17 protein-coding genes are annotated in these 21,945 nt (G+C 72.6%); 11 read left to right on the forward strand and 6 right to left on the reverse strand.

Translation table 11 applies throughout. The annotated features are described in order from the left end of the window. Positions 1-27 precede the first annotated feature (27 nt). The 6 genes from ABD481_RS09735 to ABD481_RS09760 all read right to left on the reverse strand — a co-directional run bounded on the left by ABD481_RS09735 (position 28) and on the right by ABD481_RS09760 (position 6,107). Positions 28-783 carry an SDR family oxidoreductase gene (locus tag ABD481_RS09735; RefSeq protein WP_344665232.1) on the reverse strand — a complete coding sequence of 252 codons (756 nt, stop codon included), beginning with the start codon at positions 781-783 and terminating at the stop codon, positions 28-30. Between the two features lie 163 nt (positions 784-946). Continuing rightward, positions 947-2,290: an MFS transporter gene (locus tag ABD481_RS09740; RefSeq protein ID WP_344665233.1), complete on the reverse strand. Its 1,344-nt coding sequence runs from the start codon at positions 2,288-2,290 to the stop codon at positions 947-949. Between the two features lie 203 nt (positions 2,291-2,493). After that, complete coding sequence (locus tag ABD481_RS09745; protein ID WP_344665291.1) at positions 2,494-3,519, reverse strand: NAD(P)/FAD-dependent oxidoreductase; 1,026 nt, start codon at positions 3,517-3,519, stop codon at positions 2,494-2,496. A gap of 5 nt (positions 3,520-3,524) precedes the next feature. Further along, positions 3,525-4,046 carry an isoprenylcysteine carboxyl methyltransferase family protein gene (locus tag ABD481_RS09750; protein WP_344665234.1) on the reverse strand — a complete coding sequence of 174 codons (522 nt, stop codon included), beginning with the start codon at positions 4,044-4,046 and terminating at the stop codon, positions 3,525-3,527. Further along, a complete protein-coding gene (locus tag ABD481_RS09755) occupies positions 4,043-5,332 on the reverse strand; it encodes a type III polyketide synthase (RefSeq protein ID WP_344665235.1) in 1,290 nt (429 codons plus the stop codon). The genes ABD481_RS09750 and ABD481_RS09755 overlap by 4 nt, the downstream gene beginning before the upstream one ends. Continuing rightward, entirely contained in the window at positions 5,292-6,107 is an 816-nt protein-coding gene (locus tag ABD481_RS09760) for a UbiA family prenyltransferase (RefSeq protein WP_344665236.1), read from the reverse strand. Before ABD481_RS09760 ends, ABD481_RS09755 begins: the two co-directional genes overlap by 41 nt. A 33-nt stretch (positions 6,108-6,140) precedes the next feature. Here ABD481_RS09760 and ABD481_RS09765 point away from each other — a divergent pair, with 33 nt between their 5' ends. From ABD481_RS09765 to ABD481_RS09815, 11 genes are all read left to right on the forward strand, one after another. Next, a complete protein-coding gene (locus ABD481_RS09765) occupies positions 6,141-6,530 on the forward strand; it encodes a methyltransferase family protein (protein ID WP_344665237.1) in 390 nt (129 codons plus the stop codon). Positions 6,531-6,547: 17 nt separating this feature from the next. Next, positions 6,548-7,180, forward strand: coding sequence for an SAM-dependent methyltransferase (locus ABD481_RS09770; RefSeq protein ID WP_344665238.1), 633 nt, complete (start codon positions 6,548-6,550; stop codon positions 7,178-7,180). Between the two features lie 67 nt (positions 7,181-7,247). Further along, positions 7,248-8,042, forward strand: coding sequence for a DeoR/GlpR family DNA-binding transcription regulator (locus ABD481_RS09775; RefSeq protein ID WP_344665239.1), 795 nt, complete (start codon positions 7,248-7,250; stop codon positions 8,040-8,042). A 157-nt stretch (positions 8,043-8,199) separates the two neighbouring features. Next, on the forward strand, positions 8,200-11,586 hold the full coding sequence (locus tag ABD481_RS09780; protein WP_344665240.1) for an FtsX-like permease family protein: 3,387 nt from the start codon (positions 8,200-8,202) through the stop codon (positions 11,584-11,586). A gap of 95 nt (positions 11,587-11,681) precedes the next feature. Beyond that, positions 11,682-14,660, forward strand: coding sequence for an FtsX-like permease family protein (locus ABD481_RS09785; RefSeq protein ID WP_344665241.1), 2,979 nt, complete (start codon positions 11,682-11,684; stop codon positions 14,658-14,660). A 183-nt stretch (positions 14,661-14,843) separates the two neighbouring features. Beyond that, entirely contained in the window at positions 14,844-16,154 is a 1,311-nt protein-coding gene (locus ABD481_RS09790) for an extracellular solute-binding protein (protein ID WP_344665242.1), read from the forward strand. A gap of 172 nt (positions 16,155-16,326) precedes the next feature. Then, positions 16,327-17,271 (forward strand): carbohydrate ABC transporter permease, encoded by a 945-nt coding sequence (locus tag ABD481_RS09795; protein ID WP_344665243.1) that lies wholly within the window; start codon positions 16,327-16,329, stop codon positions 17,269-17,271. Beyond that, a complete protein-coding gene (locus tag ABD481_RS09800) occupies positions 17,268-18,182 on the forward strand; it encodes a sugar ABC transporter permease (RefSeq protein ID WP_344665244.1) in 915 nt (304 codons plus the stop codon). Before ABD481_RS09795 ends, ABD481_RS09800 begins: the two co-directional genes overlap by 4 nt. A 35-nt stretch (positions 18,183-18,217) precedes the next feature. Next, positions 18,218-19,885 carry a glycoside hydrolase family 13 protein gene (locus ABD481_RS09805; RefSeq protein ID WP_344665245.1) on the forward strand — a complete coding sequence of 556 codons (1,668 nt, stop codon included), beginning with the start codon at positions 18,218-18,220 and terminating at the stop codon, positions 19,883-19,885. A gap of 38 nt (positions 19,886-19,923) precedes the next feature. Continuing rightward, entirely contained in the window at positions 19,924-20,976 is a 1,053-nt protein-coding gene (locus ABD481_RS09810) for a LacI family DNA-binding transcriptional regulator (RefSeq protein ID WP_344665246.1), read from the forward strand. A 69-nt stretch (positions 20,977-21,045) separates the two neighbouring features. After that, positions 21,046-21,936 (forward strand): carbohydrate kinase family protein, encoded by an 891-nt coding sequence (locus ABD481_RS09815; RefSeq protein ID WP_344665247.1) that lies wholly within the window; start codon positions 21,046-21,048, stop codon positions 21,934-21,936. The last annotated feature ends 9 nt before the right edge of the window (positions 21,937-21,945 follow it).

Raw genomic sequence — 21,945 nt, forward strand, 5'->3', positions numbered from 1 at the left:
GAGTCACGTCGAGTCAGCCCGCCCCGCTCAGAACATCGCCCCGTTCGCCCGCACCGTCTGCCCCGACACCCACCCCGCCGCCTCCGACACCAGCCACCCCACCACCGGCGCCACGTCCTCCGGCCGCCCGAGCCGGTTGCGCGGGCTGTGGTGGGTCGCGGCCTCGACCGCCTCCGGCGTCTCGGCGGCGTGGTAGAAGTCGTCGTCGATCGGGCCCGGTGCGACCGCGTTGACCGTGATGCCCCGGGCGCCGAGTTCCTTCGCGGCGGCCAGCACCATGCGTTCGACGGCGGCCTTGGAGCCCGAGTACAGGCCGTAGGGGCCGGTCATGACCGAGGTCAGGGTGGTGGACAGCACCACGTAGCGGCCGTCGTCGGCGAGGTGGCGGCAGGACGCCCGCAGGGTGTTGAAGGCGCTGCGGGTGTTCAGGTCGATCAGGTGGTCGAAGTCGGCGTCGGTGAAGTCGGCCAGCGGCTTCTTCAGCACCGCGCCGGGGGTGTGCACGACGATGTCGATCCGGCCGTGGCGGGCCAGCACGCCCTCGAAGAGGGTGTCGACGTCGGCCGAGCTCCGGGCGTCGGAGCGGATCGCCTCGGCCTGGCCGCCGTGCTTGCCGAGCGCGTCCAGCGTCCGCTGCGCGGCCTGCTCGTCGTTGGCGAAGGTGATGACGGTGGTCGCGCCCCGGGCGGCTATCGCGTCCGCGATCGCGGCGCCCTGGTTGCGGCTGCCGCCGACCACGATCGCCACTTTGCCTTCGAGGTCGCGGTGGGGGAGGACGGACACGGGAGATCCCTTCGGTCGGTCCGCGCGGGATCCCCGGCGGGATCCGCATCGGATCAGGACGCTGCGACAGCGGCGCCTGATCAAGGATGCCGAGTGCCGAAACCGAGGGGAAGCAACAGGTTCGTGCGCCCGGGACAACGATTCGTTGTGGCCGCCGCGACCCTCAGTCCGCGGTCTCCACGCCGACCCCGCCGATTCCCGCAGTCGCGTCCGACCCCGACCCCGCCCCAGACCCCGACCCAGACCCCGACCCCGCCCCAGCCCCCGCCTGCGCCGGCACCAGAACCGCCTCCGGCTCCGGCTCCGCGTCCAACCCCCGGATCCGCGTCGCCCCGACCGCGAGGATCACCACGTACACCGCCGCGCACACCAGATACGGCAGCCGTCCGCTGGCGTCCGCCAGCACACCGCCGAGGATCGTCCCGACCGTGCCCGAGGCGTAGAGCACTGATTCGTACCCGCCGGTCATCCGGCCCAGCTGTTCGCGCGGCACCAGCCGCATCCGCGCCGTCATCAGCACCACGCCGATGATCAGTGCCGCGCCGCCGTCCAGGGCCAGGCCCACGGAGATCTGTACGCCGCTGTGCGCGGTGCCCAGCAGCAGCTCGCCGACCGCGCCGAGCACGATGCTCACCAGGAAGGCCGAGGAGGTCCGCAGCTTCGTGATCCGCCCCACCGACAGCATGGCGCCGACCGCGGCGATGTTGCCGGCCGCCAGCGCCCAGCCGAAGCCGGTCTGGCTCAGGCCCACGGTCCTGGTGCCCAGCACCACGATGGCCGCCACCGACCCGGCCTGCACCAGGGTCATGCTCCCGGCGATCGCCACCATCAGCCGCAGCGGGCCGGGGCTGAAGGAGATCCGGACGCCCTCCTTCACCTCGGTGAGGAAGTGCCGGTCGGCCGGCTCCGGCTGGGCCCGCTGGTTCGGTGTGCGCAGCACCATCAGGATCCCGGCGGCGGCCAGGAACGAGCAGGCGTCGATGATCAGCGGCAGCTGCCGGCCGGTCGCGTACAGCAGACCGCCGAAGCCGGGGCCGATCACGTACGCGATCAGGGCGTTGGACCCGCGCAGCCAGGTGTTGGCCCGGCCGAAGTGCCGCGGCTCGATGATGACGTCGGCCACCAGCGCGCTGCTGGCGCAGGTGAACAGGGTGCCCAGGGAGTCGGCGACGAAGGCCACCGCGATCAGCCCGGCCAGTCCCAGGTGGCCCCCGGCGGTCAGGACCGCGGCCCCGGCGAACAGCGCCGCCTGCAGGACGTTCGTGACCGCGGCCGTGCGCCGCGCGTTCCACCGGTCGGCCAGCGCGCCCAGCGGCAGCGCCAGCAGCATCGGCGCCAGGCGCTGCGTCACGATCACCGCCGCGATCCCCAGCGGGGACTTGGTCAGCGCCGCGGCCAGCAGCGGGAAGCCCACGACGATCACTCCGTCGCCGAGCCAGGAGACCGCGCCGGCGGCGAACAGCCACCAGAAACTGCGCGGCAAGGGATCCCGGTCGGCGTCGGCCATGTTTCCCATCCCAGGCTCGGGCGCCCACTGCGGTGGCGGCGGCGGTGGCAATACCCTGACTTCGGTAACACTCGGTGACGGCCAGCGTCACGGTACGTCAATGTACTATCAACAGGGGTTCTTGGGAACTCTCAGGTGATCGTCTTTGAGCCCCCGCCAGGGTGAAAGCCCTTGACAGCAGGGCCCGGCGGACCGGTCCGGCCCTACCCCGTGATCATCCGCACCGCCCCGCCGAACACCCGCGGCAGCGCCTGCGCCGCGGGCACGATCCGGGCCCCGGACAAGGGATTGCGCCGCGCCGCCAGCAGCGCCGCCGTCATCAGGTTCGACCGGCGCGAGACCTGCTGCCAGGCCCGCTCGTAGTCCGCCGGCCGGTCCGCGACCAGACACTCGGCCAGCACCCGGGCCTGCGCCAGACCGACGCTGATGCCCTCGCCGGTCAGCGCGTCGACATACCCCGAGGCGTCGCCGACCAGCAGCACCCTGCCCCGCCCGGCCACCCGGCGGCGCACCGCCTGCCGCAGCGGCCCGGCGCCGCGCACCGGCCCGGCCGGCGGCACCCCGGCCAGCCGGCTCCGCAGCTCCGGGAACGCCCGCAGCCGTTCCTCGAAACCGCCGCCGGGCGGTCCCAGGATCGCCACGCCGACCAGGTCCTCGTCGACCGGCGTGACATACGCCTCGGAGTCGTGGGCCCAGTGCACCTCGACGAAATCGGTCCACGGCGCGGTCCCGTAGTGCCGGCGCAGCCCGAAGCGCGGACGGCGCGGCGAACCCGGATCCAGGCCGCAGGCCCGGCGCACCGTCGAGTGCAGACCGTCGGCCGCCACCAGATAGCGCGCCTTGAAACCCAGCGCCTCCACATGATCCGCGTACTGGCAGAACTCCGAGACGCGTTCGGCCACCACCTCGACCCCGGCCAACTCGGCCCGGTCCGCCAGCGCCTCGTGCAGCACCGTGCGCCGCACCCCGCGCCCCGGACCGTCGCGGAACTCCGCCTCCACCCGGTGCCGTGCGTCCCGGTACCGGATCCCGCGCAGCGCCCGGCCCGGCGGATCCACCCCGAGGTCCCGCAACGACGCCAGCGCCGGGGGCATCAGCCCCTCGCCGCACGCCTTGTCCACCGGCCCGGGGCGCGGCTCGGCCACCACCACGGCCAGGCCCGCCGCCGCCGTGTGCACCGCCACCGCCAGCCCGATCGGCCCGCCGCCGACCACCAGGACGTCCAGCACGGCGCTCAGCCCGATCCCGTGCGCACCGGGGCCAGCGCCCGGACCTCGCACCGCAGCCGCACCGTCAGCAGGGCGGCGTTCAACACCGTGAACACCGCCGCGGTGACCCACGCCGAACCCGCCAGCGGCAGCGCGAAACCCTCCACGACCACCGCGACGTAGTTCGGATGCCGCAGCCACCGGTACGGCCCGGAGTCCACCAGCGGCAGCCCCGGCACCACGATCACCCGGGTGTTCCAGCGCGGACCCAGAGTCCTGATGCACCACCAGCGCAGCCCCTGCGAGCCCGCCGCCAGCACCAGCATCGGCACCCCGGTCGCCGGCTCGAAGCCCCGGTGCGCGAGCACCGGTTCGAGCAGGCACCCGGCCAGCAGCCCGGTGTGCAGCACGACCATCGGCGGATAGTGTCCGCGGCCGGTCTCCACGCCCCCGCGCGCGAAACTCCACGCCGCGTTCCGCTTCGTCACCGCCAGCTCCACGATCCGCTCGCAGCAGGTCGCGATCACCAGCACGTAGTAAACGATCATCCCCGACGCTCCAGCAGCAGCAGCTCGATGCTCACCCCGGGCCCCAGGCCCACCATCACCAACGGGCCGGGTGCGGGGTCCGGTTCGGCCAGCTCCTTGCCCAGTACGTGCAGGACCGAGGCCGACGACAGATTGCCGACCTCGGCCAGCGAGGCGCGCGCCGTGGCCACCCGCTCCTCGGCCAGCCCCAGCGCGTCGCGCACCGCGTCGATCACCTTCGGGCCGCCGGGGTGCACCACCCAGGCGCCGATATCGGGGATCTGTAATCCGTGGTCGGTCAGGAAGCGTTCGACGACCGCGCCGAGCTCCCGCTCCAGCACCTTCGCGAGGTCGGCGGTCAGGACGATCCGGAAGCCCTGGGAGCCCAGACGCCAGCCGAGGACGTCGTGGGTGTCCGGGCACAGCTCGCTGCGGGTGGCGATGATCCGGGGGCGGGCCGGTTCCGGCCCCGACATCGCCGCCGGCCCCGGCGTTGCGGTGGGCGTTGCGGCCGGCCCCGGCCCCGACATCGCCGCCGGCCCCGGCATCGCCGCCGGTCCATCGGGCGGGCACTGCGCCCCGCGCACCACGACCGCCGCCGCGCCGTCGCCGAACAACGCGGCGCCGACCAGGTCCGGCAGCGCCGGATCCTCCAGCGGCACGCTCAGCGAGCACAGCTCGACGGCGAGCAGCACGGCCGTGTGCCCGGGCCAGGCCCGGAGGTAGTCGTGGATCCGGGCCAGCCCGGCCGCCCCGGCCACGCAGCCCAGCCCGAACATCGGGATCCGCTTCACGTCCGGCCGCAGACCCAGCAGCGGGACCAGGCGCGCGTCCAGCGACGGTACCGCCAGGCCGGTGACCGAGGTGGTGACGAACAGGTCGACGTCCCGCGGCCGGACCCCGGCCTGTCGCAGAGCCCTGCCGACGGCGTCGGCGCCGAGCTCGGTGGCGTGCTCGATGTAGACGTCGTTGGTGGGCCCCAGGCCCTCCAGGCGCTTGTAGTCGGCCAGCGGCAGCACGGTGTGGCGGGTCCGTACGCCCGCGTTCTGGTAGAGCCGCTCCAGCAGGCCGCGTCGCGAGGGTGGCAGCGCGCACAGGTCGGCGCAGGCCTCTGCCAGGTCCGCCTGCTGATGTCGATGGGGTGGGAGGGTGGAGCAGACTGCCGCAATGCGGGACATGCCCTTGCTCCCTGTCGGGTGGCGTATGTGGTACCGCGTCACGTAATCGGTACCCGGGCCCGCGCGGATGATGCGCGAGTGAAACCTTTCACGATAGAGGGACACCCCCGAACACCAAGACGGCGACATCGATGCCCGCGATGGCCAGCGCCGCGTAGAACGGCTTGCGGCCGAAGCGGCCCATGCCCCACCAGGCCACCGCCGCCGCGATCGCGAACCCGAGCCAGAGCCAGGGCGTGCCGCCCAGCGCCAGGAAGCCGGAGGTGCCGGCCAGCAGCACCAGCGCCGCCGACCGCACGGTGCGCACGCTGAACTTCTCGGCCAGGATGTTCGGCAGGCCCCTGACCCCGGTCAGCCGGTCCGCCTCCAGGTCCGGCAGTGCGTTGGCCAGATGGCCGCCGACGCCGAGCAGCGCGGCCGCGATCAGGATCGCCGGCCGGGCGGCGCCCACGGTCGGCGTGGTGGCGGTGGCGAACTCCGGAATCAGCCCGAAGCCCACCGCGTAGGCGAACCCGGACAGCGGGGTGGCCTTCAGCCCGGCGTTGTAGAACCAGCCCGCGAGCATCTGCATGGCGTTGACGGTGCCCACCGCGGAGTTGATCGAGAAGGCCAGCACCACCGACAGCGCGAGCGCCGTCACCGCGGCCGCCAGCACCGTCCGGCGCCCGATCAGCCCGGCCGCCACCGGCTTGTCGAGCCGGCCGGCCAGGGTGTCCCGGTCGGCGTCGAAGTAGTCGTTGGACCAGCCGATCGACAGCTCGCCGAGCAGCACCGCCGGGACGGTCAGGCCCGGTCCCCAGCCACCCCCCGGAGCGGCCCGCACGACCAGCGCCGCGAACATCGCGGTGATCGCCAGCGAGGGCAGCGGGTGGCAGGTGCGGAACAGTGCTTTGAGCAAGGGCATCGCTAATCTCCTCGGCAAGGGTATGCAAGGACCATGCGACTCACGCTGCGCGGCGGCAACCCCTTGGAGCGGGCGGCTTTGCGCGCCAACCTGGTCCCCACGCCCGCCGCCGAGGCCTGGGGCGGCGTCGCGGTCTCCGGAGTGCTGGTCGCGGCGGTGCGCACCGGCGTGCTCGCCCGGCTGGCCACCGCCCCGGCGAGCGCCGCCCGGGTGGCCGCCGATCTGGGCCTGGCCCCCACTCCGACCCGGCTGCTGCTGGACTGCCTGGTCTCCACCGGACACGTCCGGCGGGCCCGGGACGGTTCACTGCGCCTGGCCCGGCGCCACCGCCGCTGGCTGGACCCGGCCTCCGACGTCGGCGTGGCGCGCTTCGTCAACGGCTGCGCGACTACTTCGACTGGTGGCGCGACCTGGACCGGCTGATCGTCGCCGGCGCCCCGGTGGAGCATCACGACCGGCCGCCGGAGGACCCCTACTGGCGTCGCTACCTGCTCGGCCAGCTCGACCTGGCCCGGCTGACCGCCGGCGAGGTGGCCCGGCGCCTGACCCTGCCCGCCGGCGCCGCCCGCGTCCTGGACGTCGGCGGCGGCCACGGCTGGTACGCCGCCACCCTGTGCCGCACGCGGCCCGGCCTCACCGCCACCGTCCTGGACCTGCCCGGCAGCGTCCGGGTCGGCCGCGACGTGATCGCCGCCGCCGGCCTGACCCACCTGGTGTCCTTCCTGGAGGGCGACGCCCGCCACACCGGCTTCCCGGCCGACCAGGACGCCGTCCTGTGCTTCAACCTGCTGCACCACCTCACCGAGGCCGAGATCCCGGCGCTGCTCGCCCGGGCCCACGCCGCGCTCAAACCCGGCGGAACCCTGGCGGTCCTGGACGCCTTCGCCGATACCCGGCACGCCGATCCGGCCGCCACCCACCTGGCCCTGTTCGTCCGCCTCACCTCCGGGTCCGCGGTCCACCGTCCGGAGCAGCTGGCGACCTGGTTCTCCGCCGCGGGCTTCGCCCCGCCGCGTCGCATTCGCACCGCCCGGATCCCGGGTCTGGCGCTTTACCAGGCCGGGAAGCGTTGATGCGCGTGTTACCGTGCGTTCAGCCGGCAGCGAGCCGGCGGGCGCCAAGAGGGGACAGGGACAACCGATGCTGGCAGCGCAGCGACAGGCGCGCATCCTCGAAGAGGTCCAGCGGACCGGCGGCGTCCGCGTCAACGATCTGACCCGCCTGCTCGGCGTGTCGGACATGACGGTCCGCCGCGACCTCGACGTGCTCGACTCCCGCGGCCTGCTGACCAAGGTCCACGGCGGCGCCACCGTGCGCCGCTCCGGCTCCACCGACGAGCCGGCCTTCACCGTCAAGGCCGAGATGGAGCAGCCCGCCAAGGACGCCATCGCCCGCACCGCGGCCGCGCTGGTCCGCCCGGGCACCGCGATCGGCATCAGCGGCGGCAGCACCACCTACACCCTGGCGCGCCATCTGGTCGGCGTCCCCGACCTGACCGTGGTCACCAACTCCCTGCGGGTGGCCGACGTCCTGCACGCCCACGAGACCACCAACCCCGGCGCCAACCAGACCGTGATCCTCACCGGCGGTATGCGCACCCCCAGCGAGGCGTTGGTCGGCCCGATAGCGGTGCAGGCCATTCGCACCCTGCATCTGGACCAGGTCTTCCTCGGGGTCTACGGCATGGACGCCCAAGCCGGGTACACGAGCCCGAACCTGATGGAATCCGAGACCAACCGCGCCCTGGTCACCGCCGCCCGCAACCTGATCGTGGTGGCCGACCACACCAAGTGGGGCGTGGTCGGGCTGTCGGCCTTCGCAGCCTTGGACGACGCCGCCGTGCTGGTCAGTGACGACGGGCTGTCGGAGGACGCGCGCGAGGTGCTGAGCGACGAGGTGGGGGAGCTGGTGCTGGCGGACCGGGCAGGCCAGTGACCAGCCGCCTGGTCTAGTCCCCTGCCGGTCTCCTCGCCTCCTGCTTCCCGATTCGTCCAGCGTCGTCACCATCAACCCTCGAACACGCAACATAACGCTTCGATAACACCAGCCGCCCATCCGCATCCCGGCCGGTTCGGCTCCCGTCCTCTCTTCCGTGCCCACAGCGCCCATAGTCGCCACCCTCCGCCGAGTACTGGCGCATCGCACGGTCACGGCCGCGGCCGCGCTGACCGTCCTGCTCGCCTCGCTCACCTTCGCCGTGCTCGCCACCACGGTCGCCGCCGTTCCCGACGCCGGCACGCGTGCCGCCCTGCGGGACGCGCCGGTCGGCAGCACCGCCGTGGTCTTCACCGCCAGCCCCGACGGTGACGTGAAGGCCGCGGATCCCAAAGTCGAGGCCGCTGCCCGCCGCCTGCTGCGTCCCTACCCGGTCGCGATCCAGCGCACGGTGGTCGTGTCGAAGCTGGATCTCACCGCTCCGACCGGGGACGTCTTCGTGGCCGCCGCGAGCGCGGACAACTATGCGCAGCACATCCGCCTGGCCGCCGGCACGCTCCTCACCACCCCCGGTGACGTCCTGATCCCGGACTCCCTGGCGCGGCAGACCGGCCTGGCCGCCGGCGGCAGCGTCATCATGGCCAAGGCCCTGTGGGGCGCCACCGCGACCGAGAAGCACCGGATCGCCGGGGTGTATCAGACGGCTGACAACGATCCGCTGTTCTGGGGCTCCGTCCGTCCCGTCGGCGCCGCCGCCGGCACGGTGTCCCGTCCGCTGATCTTCGTCACGCCCGACATCCTCGCCGCGCGCGACGGTCTGGCGCCGCTCGCCCAGATGACGTGGTACGGCCTGCCCGATCTCTCCTCCGCCTCCGCCTCCGGCCTGTCCACCGCCGTGAACCGTATCCTCGCGGTGGAGAGCGGTGAAGTGAACCGCGCCGTCTTCCACGCGGCCAAACCCAGTGTGCTGAGTCTGGCCTTGTCCTCCGGTCTGCCGATGCAGAACAAACGCGTCCAGACCGCCGAGACCGCGGGCATGTCAGGGTTCCTCATCGTGGCCACCCTGCTGGCCGTCCTCGCGATCTTCGCGCTCGCGCTGACCCTGCGCCTGGTCCGCGAGCACAGCGCCGAGGAATCACGGCTCGTCCAGGCCCGCGGCGCCCACCCGCGCGCGCTGGTCGGCGTCGCGGCCGGCGAAATGCTCCTCATCGCCTTTCCCGCCGTGCTGATCACCGCGTTCGCCACCGGGCCGCTGGCCCGCGGCCTGCGCCGGCTGCCCCGGCTGCACGCGATGCCGGCCCCGCACGCCCCGGAGCTGATCGGCATCGAAGTCAGCATCCTGATCGCCGTGTTCTGTCTCGCCGTCCAGGCCGGTGCCGCCTATCTGGCCTCGCGCGAGCGCATCGACAAGGACCGCACCCGCAGCAAGCGCGTCGCCGCCTTCCAACGCGCGGGCATCGACGCCGCCCTGGCCGTGCTCGCCGTCGTCGGCTACCTGCAACTGCGCCACTACAAGACGCCGGTCACCGGCGGGGGGACCGGCAAGAGCACCTCCAGCGCCACCGCCGCCCTCGGCATCGACCCGGTCCTCGTCCTCACCCCCGCCGTCACCGCCGCCGCCCTGGCCGCCCTCGCCCTGCGGCTGCTCCCGCCCGCCGCGCGCCTGGCCGACCATCGGCTGGACGAGACCCGGCGCTTCGCCGCCGCGCTCGGCGGCTGGCAGGTCAGCCGCCGAGCGGCCCGCCACGCCGGCACCGTCCTGCTGCTGGTCCTGGCCCTGGCCGTCGGCGCGATGGTGGTCACCACCGCGGCGATGCTCTCCCGCTCGGCCGACGACCGTGCGGGCTTCCAAGTCGGCGCGGACGGCCGCCTCGGGCAGAGCATGGTCCCCGAGGCGTATCAGCGTTCTGTCTACAGCAGGATCCCCGGCGTCAAGAGCGTCATGCCGTTGGTGACCGGTGAGATCAAGGCCGGTTCGGACAGCAGCACCCTGATCGGGGTCGACGCCGCGAAGGCTCCCGACGTGCTCGCCCTGCGCGGCGATCCGGCCTCGGCGCCGCCGGCCGACCTGTTCGCGGCGCTCTCCCGGCCCTCGGCCGGCCAGCGCCCGCCCAGCGACTCCACGATCCCGCTGCCCGGCACGCCGACCGCGCTGACCTTCGACTTCACCATGTCCGCGCGGGTGGCCAAGGGCAGCCCGGAGGACCCTCGCGCGCCCGCGGAGTACCGGGACAACGCGGTGCTGCACATGCTGCTCCGCGACCGCGACGGCGCGCTGATCGTGATCCAGATCCCGACCCCCGAGCAGCTCGGCCGGCCCGTCCCGGTGACGATCCCGCTGACCAGCACGGTGAACGGCGGCATCCCGGCCTATCCGCTGCGGATCGAGGGCATCGGCGTCAGCGACGTCTTCACCGACGGGTCGCTGGACGTGAGCCTGGACTTCCGGTCCCTGACCGCGGTCGGCGGGGGCGCGGCCGGCGCCTCGGTGCCGGTCGCCGTGCCCGCCAAGGGGAGCTGGCACGTCGCCGGAGCGACTGCGCACTGGGGCAACTTCCCCGCCGGGCCGGACTCCTGCGACGGCACGGAGGCCGCCACCCCGGCGACGTTGTCCGCGATCTGCACCGCGCAGGGCGGACCCGATTCCTTGTCGCTGCGCATCGCCAGCGGCCACGTCTGGTCCGTGGAGCCCGGCTACACGAACACCTGGGTGGCCCGCCCCGGCTTCCCTCCGGGCGACCTCCAGTTCAGCTCCGCGCCGTTGGTACCCGTGCTGGTGACCGACGGCTTCCTGAAAGCCGCGTCCGCCGCCGTCGGCCAGCGGATCCCGGCCATGATGCCCGACGGCACGCGCCTCCGGCTGGACGTCACCGGCCGCGTCAGCGGATTCCCGGGGCTGGCCCCGGACGCCTCGGCGGTGGTCGTCGACCGGGTGCTGCTAACCGGCATCCTGCGCGCCGCCGACTCCGAGGCCGAGTGGACGAACGTGGAGTGGCTGGCGCAGCTGTCCTCGCAGAGCACTGCGTCGGCCTACGTCGCCGCCCACGCCGAACTCGGCGTCCTGACCACGCACGACGGGGTGGCCTCGGGCCTGCGCAACGGCGGGTTCGCGGCCAGCCAGACGGCTCTGCTGACGATCAGCGCGGCCACCGCGCCGGTGTTCGCCGCCGTCGGCTTCGCGGTCTCGGCCGTGACCTCGCTGCGCGGCCGCCGCCGCGAGTTCGCGGTGCTGCGCGCCATCGGTGCCCTGCCCCGCCAGCTCTCGGCCGCGCTCTGGCTCGAACAGGCGGTGCTGGCGGTGGTCGCGGTCGTCGCCGGCGTGGCGATCGGGGTGGAGACGGCGCTGCTGACGGTGCCGTCGGTCACCGTCGACGACGCCGGCGCCCCGGTCTTCCCCGCGGTGGCCGCGGTCGCGCCCTGGATGCGCGGCGTCGGGATCGCCGGCGCCACAGCTGTCGCCGTGGTGCTGGTGGTGATGCTCGCCGCGCGGGCGCTTTCGCGCGTGGACCTGGCGCGGATGCTGCGCGCCGGGGACGAGTTGTGAACCCGGGTCCCGGGTCCGGCTCCGACCGGAACCACCGCCAAGAACCGGCCTCCGGACCGGCACCGTCGTTCCCGCCTTTCTCCTCAGGAGCACCGATGTCCTACGAGCCGGAGTTCGAGATCGACTTCGACGACGCCGCCGACGCCGCCGCTGCCGGCGGCGCCCCGGGCCGGTCCGGGGAATCCGGACCCGGACACCCTGGAGGCCACGGCTCCGGTCCCGAGGCCGCCCCCGGCCGCCTCCGTCCGACCATCGTCGCCGAACCCGGCGACCACTCCCTGGGCTGGAGCATCGCCGTCCGCCTGATGCGCGGCGGCCTGCGGGCCGACGCCGTCCCGCTGCTGCTCGTCGCCGCGCTCGTGTTCGCCGCCGCGCTCACGGCGGCCGCCGGGCCGCGCGTGCTGAAAAGCCTGGCGGATCGGGCGTTGTTCCAGAACATCTCGGCCGCCGCGCTCCAGGACCGGTCGGTCACCGCGCACCTCACCGTCGTCGACACCGGCGCGGACGGCGGGGAGTTCGACGAGTTCCAGGCCGCCCTGAACGATCAGCTCGGGCCGGTCGCGGGACGGGCCCTGGACCAGTTCTCGCACTCCTACCGCGCCGACGGCGTCCAGACCGACGGCGCCACCATCCCCAAGCCCAGCGGCCTGCCCGCCACCATCACCTACGTCGTCGACAGCCGCACGGCGCATCTGGTGAAGTACGTCGAGGGCACCGACCCGAAGGACGCCGCGCCGATCAAGGGCACCGTCGCCGTCGGCGTCAGCCGCGACGCCAGCCGATTGCTGCACCTGCCGGTCGGCACCCATGTCCAGCTCGGGGATCCGCTCCCGGACCAGAACGGCGTCAAGCATCCGGTCGACGGTGTCGTGTCAGGCATCTTCGAGAACGCGGTCGGTTCGGCTCTCAGCCCCGACGACAACAGCTTCTTCGTCCAGAATCCCCTTCTCCTGAAGCCCCAACTGAGCTTCATCGGCAGTATGAATCCCCAGACGTTCTGGTCCGGCGGCATGCTGCTCTCCGAAGCCGGCCTGGCCACCCTGGTGCACGGCGACGTCCAGGTCCAGGCCTCGGCGGACTGGCGCCGTACCGTCAATCCGGCGGCGCTGCGCGTCGACGACCTCGACGCGCTCCAGGCCTCGCTGACCCACTTCCAACAGCGGGCCCTGCCGTTCATCTGCGACCCGGACCGGCCCGGCTACCAGAACTGCGACGGGCTGCTGAACCCCGTTGCCGAGTCCGGCACCCACACCGGCCTGCCGGGCTTGTTCGCCGTTTTCCGCACCCGCCTGGTCTCCACCAGCGCCCTCCAGTCGTTCGCCGTGGCCGGGCTGCTCGCGGTCGAGCTGGCCGCGGTGTTCGCCGCCGCCCGGCTGGTCGCCGCCCGCCGGGCCGGATCCGTGGCCCTGCAACGGGCCCGCGGGTCCTCCCGCCGCCAGTCCGCCCTGCTGCTGACCCTGGAATCCGCGGTCGCCATCATTCCCGCCGCGGTCCTCGGCGGGCTGCTCGGCCGGCTGGCGTTCTTCGACCGGATCGGGCACCCGGGCGGCGGGGGCGCCGGGTCGGCCGCCGCCGGCGCGAGCGGCGGCCCGCTGTGGCCGATCGTCGTCGTGGCGGCCTTCGGCCTCTTCGCGATCCCGGTGACGGTCATGCTCCGGGCCCGGCCCGCCACCGCCGGCACCGCCCGCGCCGACGAGCGCCGGCTGCTGTCCCGCGGCCGGCGCCGCTCCCTGGAGGCGCTGATCGCGCTGCTCGCCGTCGGCGGCGTGCTGGCGCTGCGCGGCCGGGGCGTGGCCGGCACCACCACCGGCGGCACCGTCGATCCGCTGATGGCGGCGGTGCCGGTGCTGGTCGGCGCGGTGGTCGCCGCGCTGATGCTGCGGCTGCTGCCCGGGCCGGTGCTGGGCGCGGTGCGCCTGGTCGGCCGGGGCCGCTCCACGGCCGGCTGGCTGGGCCTGGCCCGGGCCGCCGAGCGCGGGCAGACCCCGGCGGTGGCGCTGGCGGTGCTGGTGCTGACGGTGTCCGGCGCGGTGTTCGGCGGCGTGGTCGTCAGTACCCTGAGCCACGGGGTGACCGCCTCCGCCGACCGCCTCGGGGCCGACGCCGTGCTGCGGGCCAACGGGTTCGGCCCGGGGGCCGTCGACCGGCTGCGGGCGCTGCCCGGCGTGCGGGTCGAGCCGGTCACCGTCTTCGCGCGCTCCACCATCGACGACGACAGCGGCGCCGAGCGGCAGGTGACGTTCCTCGGCGTCGCCCCAGGCCTGGTGCCGGGCATGGCGGCGGCGGCCGACGCCGACGGCACCGTCCCGGTCCTGGCCTCGCGGGCCGCGCTGCGGAACTATCCCGCCGGCACGTTCACCGTCAGCTTCCTGAAGAACACCGTCTCCTGCCGGATCGCCGGCACCGTGCCCGATCCCGGCAACAGCGCCCTGCGCGCCGCCGGCGGCGACGGTTCGGAGAGCGCCTACGTGGTGCTGCCCGCCGAGCTGCTGGCCCAGGTGTCGGACTCCACGCGGCCGGCCGTGGTGACTCTGAACGGGCCGGTGTCCAGCGCGCAGATCCACGCCGTGCTGCTCGGCCTGGCCCCGCAGTTCTACGACGTCGCCGTGCGCGGCGAGCAGCTCGCGGCGATGCGCTCCGACGGTCTGAACCGCTCGGTCGGCGGCATCTTCGAGGTCTGCGCCGGACTGTCCGCCGGGTTCGCGGTCCTCGTCATCATTCTGGAACTTGCAGCAACCGCCCGCGAACGCGGCCGTACGGTCTCCTTCCTGCGCACCATGGGCCTGCCGGCCCGGTCCGCCGGGGTGCTCACCGCGGTGCAGCTGGTGCCGACCGCGCTGGCGGCCACCGTCTCCGGGGTGCTGATCGGGCTGGCGCTGCCCCGGCTGCTCGGTCCGGCGCTGGACCTGACCGCCTTCACGAACGGCTACGACGCCCCGATCCGCGTCGACCTCACGGTGACCCTGGTGCTGGGCCTGGCGCTGCTGGCCGTGACCGCCGTGGCGGCCGCGCTGGAGGCGCTGGTCAGCCGCGGTCGACGCCTGGCGGGAGTGCTGCGCCTGGGCGGAGAGTGACCGCGCGGCCACGCCCTGATCACTGTTTCAGCCATGTGAAGCCCGCGTTGCCGCATCGTTATCCGCAAGTTGCAGAAATCTTGCTGCAAACTCTTTCAGCACCGGCCGACCCCTTGCTAGCGTCTGGGATCGCGCCGCAGATAGCAGCGGCACTCCTTCCCCTCCCCTTTCAAGGAGTTCTCGATGCGACGGAGCATCACGGCCAAGCGCGGCGCCGGGATAGCGGCGATAGCGGCGCTGGCTCTTGCTGCAAGTGCTTGCAGCAGCAGCAAGTCCTCCGGCGGCACCGCGCCCGCCGCGAACACCGACCCGGCCGCGGTCAAGGGCTCGGTCACCTGGTGGGACACCTCCGACGCCACCAACGAGGCGCCGAACTACCAGCCGATCATCAAGGCGTTCGAGGCCAAGTACCCGAACATCAAGGTGAACTACGTCAACGTCCCGTTCTCCGACGCCAAGGACAAGTTCAAGACCGCCGCCCAGTCCGGCAACGGCGCGCCCGACGTGCTGCGCGCCGACGTCGGCTGGACCCCGGCCTTCGCGCAGCTGGGCTACCTGCAGCCGCTGGACGGCACCCCGGCCCTGGCCGACGACTCGGACTACATGGCCGGCCCGTACGCCTCGGACCACTACAACGGCAAGATCTACGGCGTGCCGCAGGTCACCGACACGCTGTCGCTGCTGTACAACAAGGACCTGTTCGCCAAGGCCGGCATCACCGCCGCGCCGAAGACCTGGGACGAGCTGAAGACCGACGCCCTGGCGATCAAGGCCAAGACCGGCCAGAACGGCGCCTTCATCAACGCCGCCGGCTACTTCGCGCTGCCGTTCATCTACGGCGAGGGCGGCGACCTGGTCGACGTCAACGCCAAGACGATCACCATCAACGACGCCAAGTCGCTCAAGGGCGTCGAGATCGCCCAGGACCTGGTGAAGTCCGGCGCCGCGGTCACCGACGTGACCAAGGACGGCTACAACAACATGCAGACCGCCTTCAAGGACGGCAAGGTCGCCATGGTCATCAACGGCCCGTGGTCCACCGCCGACGACCTGAAGGGCACCGCGTTCGGCAACGCCGACAACCTCGGCATCGCCACCGTCCCGGCCGGCTCGGTCAAGGCCGGCGCCCCGGTCGGCGGCCACAACCTGGTCGTCTACGCGGGTTCCAAGAACCTGGACGCCACCTACCTGTTCGTGGCCTTCCTGAACAACGCGCAGAACCAGGCGACGATCGCGGCCAAGAACAACGTGCTGCCGACCCGCACCTCGGCCTACAGCGACCCGCAGGTCACCGCCAACAAGGTGCTCTCGGCCTACGCCGAGCCGCTGAAGTCGGCCGTCGGCCGCCCGCCGCTGGCCGGCGCCTCGGACCTGTTCACCCCGCTGGACACCGACTACCAGGCCATCCTCGGCGGCCAGAAGTCGGCGCAGGACGGGCTGAACGACGCGGCCACGCAGTTCGCGCAGATCCTGACGGACTTCAAGAAGAACTGAAGTCCGGCCGCGAGGCCGGCCGCGCGGGACCGGGAAGTGAGGGTCCCGGTCCCCGCGCGGCGCACCACGCGGGCAGTGAGTACGGCCAGTACAGCGAGTACAGCGAGTACAGCGGGTTCGGCGGGGTCCGGGATCAGGATCACAGGATCGGAAGTCAGGTAGGGACAGGGCAATGGGCGTGCAGCGGCTGGTCAAAGGCTTGGGTCGCTCGTTCGACAGGTACTGGTACGGCTGGGCGATGGCCGCGCCGGTCGTTCTGGTGATGCTGGTGCTGGTCGGGTACCCGTTCGTCTGGGGCCTGTACCTGTCCACCACCGACGCCAACGAGTCCAACATCGGACACGACATCGGCGTGAACCACATCCCCCCGAGCTACAAGTCGGTGGGGCTGCACAACTACTGGGACATCCTGTCCGGCCACGACGGGCACTTCTACAGCACCCTGTCATGGACGCTGATCTGGACGTTCGTCAACGTCTTCTTCCACATCGCGATCGGCCTGGGGCTGGCGATCCTGCTGAACCGCAAGATCCGGTTCCGCGCCGGCTACCGGCTGATGCTGATCCTGCCCTGGGCGATCCCCGGCTTCGTCGCCGCCTTCGCCTGGCGCCTGCTCTACAACGACAACGGCGTGTTCAACGCGGTGCTGAAGTTCTTCGGCATGCACAGCGTGCAATGGCTGTCCCAGCCCACTTCGGCGAAGATCGCGGTCATCGCCACCAACGTCTGGCTCGGCGTGCCGTTCATGATGATCTCCTTCCTCGGCGGGCTCCAGACCATCCCCGGCGAGCTCTACGAGGCCGCCGAGATGGACGGCGCCACGCCGTGGCAGCGCTTCCGGATGGTCACCCTGCCCGGGCTGCGGCCGGTGATGATGACCGTCACGCTGCTCGGCGTCATCTGGACCTTCAACAAGTTCGACGTCATCTTCCTGCTCACCGAGGGCGGCCCGGCCGGCAGCACGGACATCCTGGTCACGCACGCCTACCAGGTCGCGTTCCAGAACATCCGGCAGTACGCCGAGGCCGCCTCCTACGGCGTGGTGATCCTGTCCATGCTCATCGTCTTCGCCACCGTCTACCGCCGTTCGCAGTCCAAGCTGGAGGTCCAGGCATGAGCGCCGTGACCCGGGCCGCGGCCCCCGCCGGGACCGCCGGCCAGGCCGACCACGCCAAGCGCGCCGCGCGCCGCGTCCACTCCCGGACCAGGCGCTCGCCGCTGGCCTCGGTCGCCATCCACGCCACCCTGATCGCCGCGTCCTTCATCGCGGTCTTCCCGATCGCCTGGGTCGCGCTGACCTCGCTGAAGACCGGCAACGGCCAGTGGGCCCACCCCGGCGACTTCAGCAACCTGAACTTCGGCAACTACAGCAAGGTGCTGAACGACACCGACTTCCTCACCTGGTTCGGCAACTCGATCCTGGTCTCGGTGCTCACCATGGTGCTGGCCGTGTTCGTCGCCGCCACCTGCGGCTACGCGGTGTCCCGCATGCGGTTCCCGGGCTACCGGGCCACCATGTGGATGCTGCTGATCGTCCAGATGTTCCCGATCGCGGTGCTGATCGTCCCGCTGTACAACCTGATGTCCAAGCTGCACCTGGTGAACTCCTACGCCGGACTGGTGCTGGTCTACCTGACCACCGCCGTGCCGTACTGCGCCTGGATGCTCAAGGGCTACTTCGACACCATCCCGATCGAGATCGACGAGGCCGGCAAGGTCGACGGGCTCACCCCGTTCGGCACCTTCTGGCGCCTGGTGCTCCCGCTGGCCCGGCCGGGCCTGGCGGTGGTCGCCTTCTACTCCTTCCTCACCGCGTGGGCCGAGGTCGCCTTCGCCAACACCTTCATGCAGGGCTCGGACAAGTACACGCTGGCGGTGGGGCTGCGCACCTTCGTCTCGCAGTACAAGGGCGAATGGGGGCTGATGACCGCCTCCTCGGTGCTGATCGCCATCCCGGCCGCCGTGATGTTCCTGCTCGTCCAGCGCAACCTGGTGGCCGGGCTGACCTCCGGCAGCGCCAAGGGCTGACCCACACTTACTTGAGATCCGAGGCACGTGAGTCGATGACTACCGAGATACTCGCCGTCGAGGCCGCCGATGTCGTCCGAGCCGGACAACCCGGCACGGACCGCACCGACTGGTGGCGGGACGCGGTGATCTACCAGATCTACATCCGCTCCTTCGCCGACGCCGACGGCGACGGCGTCGGCGACCTGGCCGGCATCCGCTCCCGCCTGCCCTACCTGGCGGACCTGGGCGTGGACGCGCTGTGGATCACGCCGTTCTTCACCTCGCCGATGGCCGACTTCGGCTACGACGTCGCCGACTACCGGGCCGTGGACCCGGTGTTCGGGGACCTCGACGACTTCCGCGCCCTGCTGGCCGACGCGCACGCGCGGGCCTTGCGGGTGATCGTGGATCTGGTCCCCAACCACACCTCGGACCGGCACGCCTGGTTCGTCGAGGCGCTCGCGGCCCCGGCCGGCAGCCCTGCGCGCGACCGGTACATCTTCCGCGAAGGCCGCGGCGCGCACGGGGAACTGCCGCCCAACGACTGGGAGTCGGTGTTCGGCGGCCCGGCCTGGACCCGCACCACCGACCCGGACGGCACGCCCGGCCAGTGGTACCTGCACCTGTTCGCCCCGGAGCAGCCGGACCTGAACTGGGACCTGGAGGAGGTCCGGGCCGAGTTCCTGGACGTCCTGCGGTTCTGGCTCGACCTCGGCGTCGACGGCTTCCGGATCGACGTCGCGCACGGCCTGGTCAAGGCGCCGGGGCTGCCCGACGTCGGCCGCGCCGACCACGTCGAGATGATCGGCAACGCCGTGCTGCCCTTCTTCGACCAGGACGGCGTGCACGAGATCTACCGCGCCTGGCGGCTGCTGCTGGACTCCTACCCCGGCGGTCGGATCGGCGCCGCCGAGGCCTGGGCCCCGACCCCGGAGCGGCTGGCCAACTACGTCCGCCCGGACGAGCTGCACCAGGCGTTCAACTTCGACTACCTGGGCCAGCCCTTCGAGGCCGGCGCGCTGCGCGCCGCGATCGACCACTCGCTGGCCACCGCCGGCTCGGTCGGCGCCCCGTCCACCTGGGTGCTGTCGAACCATGACATGAAGCGCCACGTCACCCGCTATGGCGGCGGCGCGGCCGGCCGGGCCCGGGCCCGCGCCGCGGCGCTGCTGATGCTGGCGCTGCCCGGCTCGGCGTACGTGTACCAGGGCGAGGAGCTCGGCCTGCCCGAGGTGCTGGACATCCCGGTGGAGTTCCTGGTGGACCCGCAGGGCATCCAGTCCGGCGACCCGGCCAAGGGCCGCGACGGCTGCCGGGTGCCGCTGCCCTGGTCCGGCGCCGAGCCGCCGTTCGGCTTCGGCCCGGCCGGGTCCACCGCGTCCTGGCTGCCGGCCCCGGCGGCCTGGAGCGGCTTGACTGTCGCGGCCCAGACCGGCGACCCGGACTCGGTGCTGGAGCTGTACCGCTCGGCGCTGGCGCTGCGCAGGCAGCTGCCGGAGCTGGGCGCCGAGACCGACGGCAGCAGGCTGACCTGGCTGCCGTCACCCGGGCCGGTGCTGATGTTCCGGCGCGGCGAGGAGTTCGTCTGCACGGTCAACACCGGTTCGGACGCTGTGACACTGCCGGTCCCCGGCACCCTGCTGCTCGGCTCCGCGCCGGTGGCCGTCGCCGGCGGGCAGCTCACGCTGCCGGCCGACACGGCCGCCTGGTGGCGGGTCTAGCGGCGGGGGACGGGGAGCGGGGCCAGGGAGAGTACAGAATGGGCGCCATGACGGAGAACACCGCACTGCCATCCACCGCGCGCCTCGCCGACATCGCCGCCCAGGCGAAGGTCAGCGAGGCGACGGTGAGCCGCGTGCTGAACGGCAAGCCCGGCGTGGCGGCGGCCACCCGGCAGGCGGTGCTGGCCGCGCTCGACGTCATGGGCTACGAGCGGCCCACCCGGCTGCGGCAGCGCAACACCGCGCTGATCGGGCTGATCATCCCCGAGCTCGACAACCCGATCTTCCCGGCCATGGCGCAGGCCGTGGAGCGGGCGCTGTCGCAGGACGGCTACACCCCGGTGCTGGCCACCATCTCCCCGGGCGGCGCCACCGAGGACGACGTGGTCGACCTGCTGATCGAGCACGGCGTGGTGGGCATAGTGTTCGTCTCCGGACTGCACGCCGACACCACCGCGTCCAAGGAGCGGTACCACCGCCTGACCGCGCGCGGCGTGCCCTTCGTGCTGATCAACGGCTTCGCCGACGGCATCGCCGCGCCGTTCATCTCCCCGGACGACGCCATGGCCGCCCGGCTGTCGGTGAACCACCTGGCCGACCTCGGCCACGAGCGCATCGGCCTGGCCGTCGGCCCGAAGCGCTATGTCCCGGTGATCCGCAAGATAGAGGGCTTCACCGCGGCCCTGCGCGACAGCCTCGGCGTCCCCGATCCCGACGACTTCGTGGAGTACTCGCTCTACGGCTTCGAAGGCGGGCGCGCGGCGGCGGCGAAGCTGCTGGACAAGGGCTGCACCGGCATCGTCTGCGCCTCGGACATGATGGCGCTCGGCGCGATCGCCGAGGTGCGGGCCCGGGGCATGGCGGTGCCCGGCGACATCTCCGTGGTCGGCTACGACGACTCGCCCCTGATCGCCTACACCGACCCGCCGCTGACCACGGTGCGGCAGCCGGTCGCGGCGATGGGCGCGGCCGCGGTGCGGGCGCTGCTGGAGGAGGTGGGCGGCGGCCACGCGCCGCACACCGAGTTCGTGTTCGCGCCGGAGCTGGTGGTGCGCGGGTCGACGGGGTCGGGGCCGCGGGTCCGGCGGTAGCGCGGCTCGGGGCGGTTCCGCCCGGTCGCGGCGCGACATTTCACCGAGCAAGGGGAGGGCAGGTCATCGATGGCTGAGTTCGATGTGCTGGTGATCGGCGGCGCGGGGATCGACACGATCATCCGCGTGCCGGAGCTGCCGATGCCGTACGCGGACTCGGTGATAGTGGACCCGGTCATCTCCTACGTGGCCCACACCGGCACCGCCGTGGCCATGGCGAGCCGCTCGCTGGGGCTGCGCGTGAAGTTCATCGACTTCCTCGGTGAGGACGACTTCGGGGCGATGATCCTGCGCCGGTTCGAGGAGGAGAAGCTCGACTTCTCCTGGCTGCCGTCGGCCGCCGGGACCACGCGCGCCGTGAACCTGGTGTCGGCGGCGGACGGCAGGCGGATGTCGTTCTTCGACCCGCGCTCCGTGGAAGGGCAGTACCTGCCCGAGAGTTTCTACGAGGGCTGGCTCGCCCGGACGCGCCATGTGCATGTGTCCATCGCCTGGCACGCGCGGCACGTGCTGCCGGCGGTGCTGCGGAGCGGGGCGTCGATCTCGACGGATCTGCACGACTGGGATGGTGTCAACGAGCACCACAAGCCCTTCGCCCACGCCGCCGACCACGTGTTCATGAGCGCGGCGAACCTCGGCGACCGCCGCGACGCGGTCCTTCGGGACGTTCTCGTCCGGGGCCGGGCCAGGACCGTCGTGGCCACGGACGGTGCGCGCGGCGCGTATCTGGCGACGCGGGAGACCGACGATGTCCGCCACTTCCCGGCCGTCACGCCGCCCGCACCCGTGGTGGACTCCAACGGGGCGGGCGACGCGTTCGTCTCCGGATTCATGACCGGCGTGCTGCGAGGCGACGAGGTCGAGGAGTGCATGCGGCGCGGGCTGGTCGCCGGGGCGTTCGCCTGCACGGTGCTCGGGACGGCCGAACGGTTCGCCACGGAGTCGGACCTGACCGGCTGATCGGACTGC

Source organism: Catenulispora yoronensis, from assembly GCF_039531695.1.
Taxonomy (GTDB): domain Bacteria; phylum Actinomycetota; class Actinomycetes; order Streptomycetales; family Catenulisporaceae; genus Catenulispora; species Catenulispora yoronensis.

Coding starts and splice junctions, on each gene's coding strand:
- ABD481_RS09740 (WP_344665233.1), bottom strand. CDS start 2,290: ATGGCCGACGCCGACCGGGATCCCTTGCCGCGCAGTTTCTGGTGGCTG.
- ABD481_RS09750 (WP_344665234.1), bottom strand. CDS start 4,046: ATGATCGTTTACTACGTGCTGGTGATCGCGACCTGCTGCGAGCGGATC.
- ABD481_RS09755 (WP_344665235.1), bottom strand. CDS start 5,332: ATGTCGCCGTCTTGGTGTTCGGGGGTGTCCCTCTATCGTGAAAGGTTT.
- ABD481_RS09760 (WP_344665236.1), bottom strand. CDS start 6,107: ATGCCCTTGCTCAAAGCACTGTTCCGCACCTGCCACCCGCTGCCCTCG.
- ABD481_RS09765 (WP_344665237.1), top strand. CDS start 6,141: ATGCGACTCACGCTGCGCGGCGGCAACCCCTTGGAGCGGGCGGCTTTG.
- ABD481_RS09775 (WP_344665239.1), top strand. CDS start 7,248: ATGCTGGCAGCGCAGCGACAGGCGCGCATCCTCGAAGAGGTCCAGCGG.
- ABD481_RS09785 (WP_344665241.1), top strand. CDS start 11,682: ATGTCCTACGAGCCGGAGTTCGAGATCGACTTCGACGACGCCGCCGAC.
- ABD481_RS09790 (WP_344665242.1), top strand. CDS start 14,844: ATGCGACGGAGCATCACGGCCAAGCGCGGCGCCGGGATAGCGGCGATA.
- ABD481_RS09795 (WP_344665243.1), top strand. CDS start 16,327: ATGGGCGTGCAGCGGCTGGTCAAAGGCTTGGGTCGCTCGTTCGACAGG.
- ABD481_RS09800 (WP_344665244.1), top strand. CDS start 17,268: ATGAGCGCCGTGACCCGGGCCGCGGCCCCCGCCGGGACCGCCGGCCAG.
- ABD481_RS09805 (WP_344665245.1), top strand. CDS start 18,218: ATGACTACCGAGATACTCGCCGTCGAGGCCGCCGATGTCGTCCGAGCC.
- ABD481_RS09810 (WP_344665246.1), top strand. CDS start 19,924: ATGGGCGCCATGACGGAGAACACCGCACTGCCATCCACCGCGCGCCTC.
- ABD481_RS09815 (WP_344665247.1), top strand. CDS start 21,046: ATGGCTGAGTTCGATGTGCTGGTGATCGGCGGCGCGGGGATCGACACG.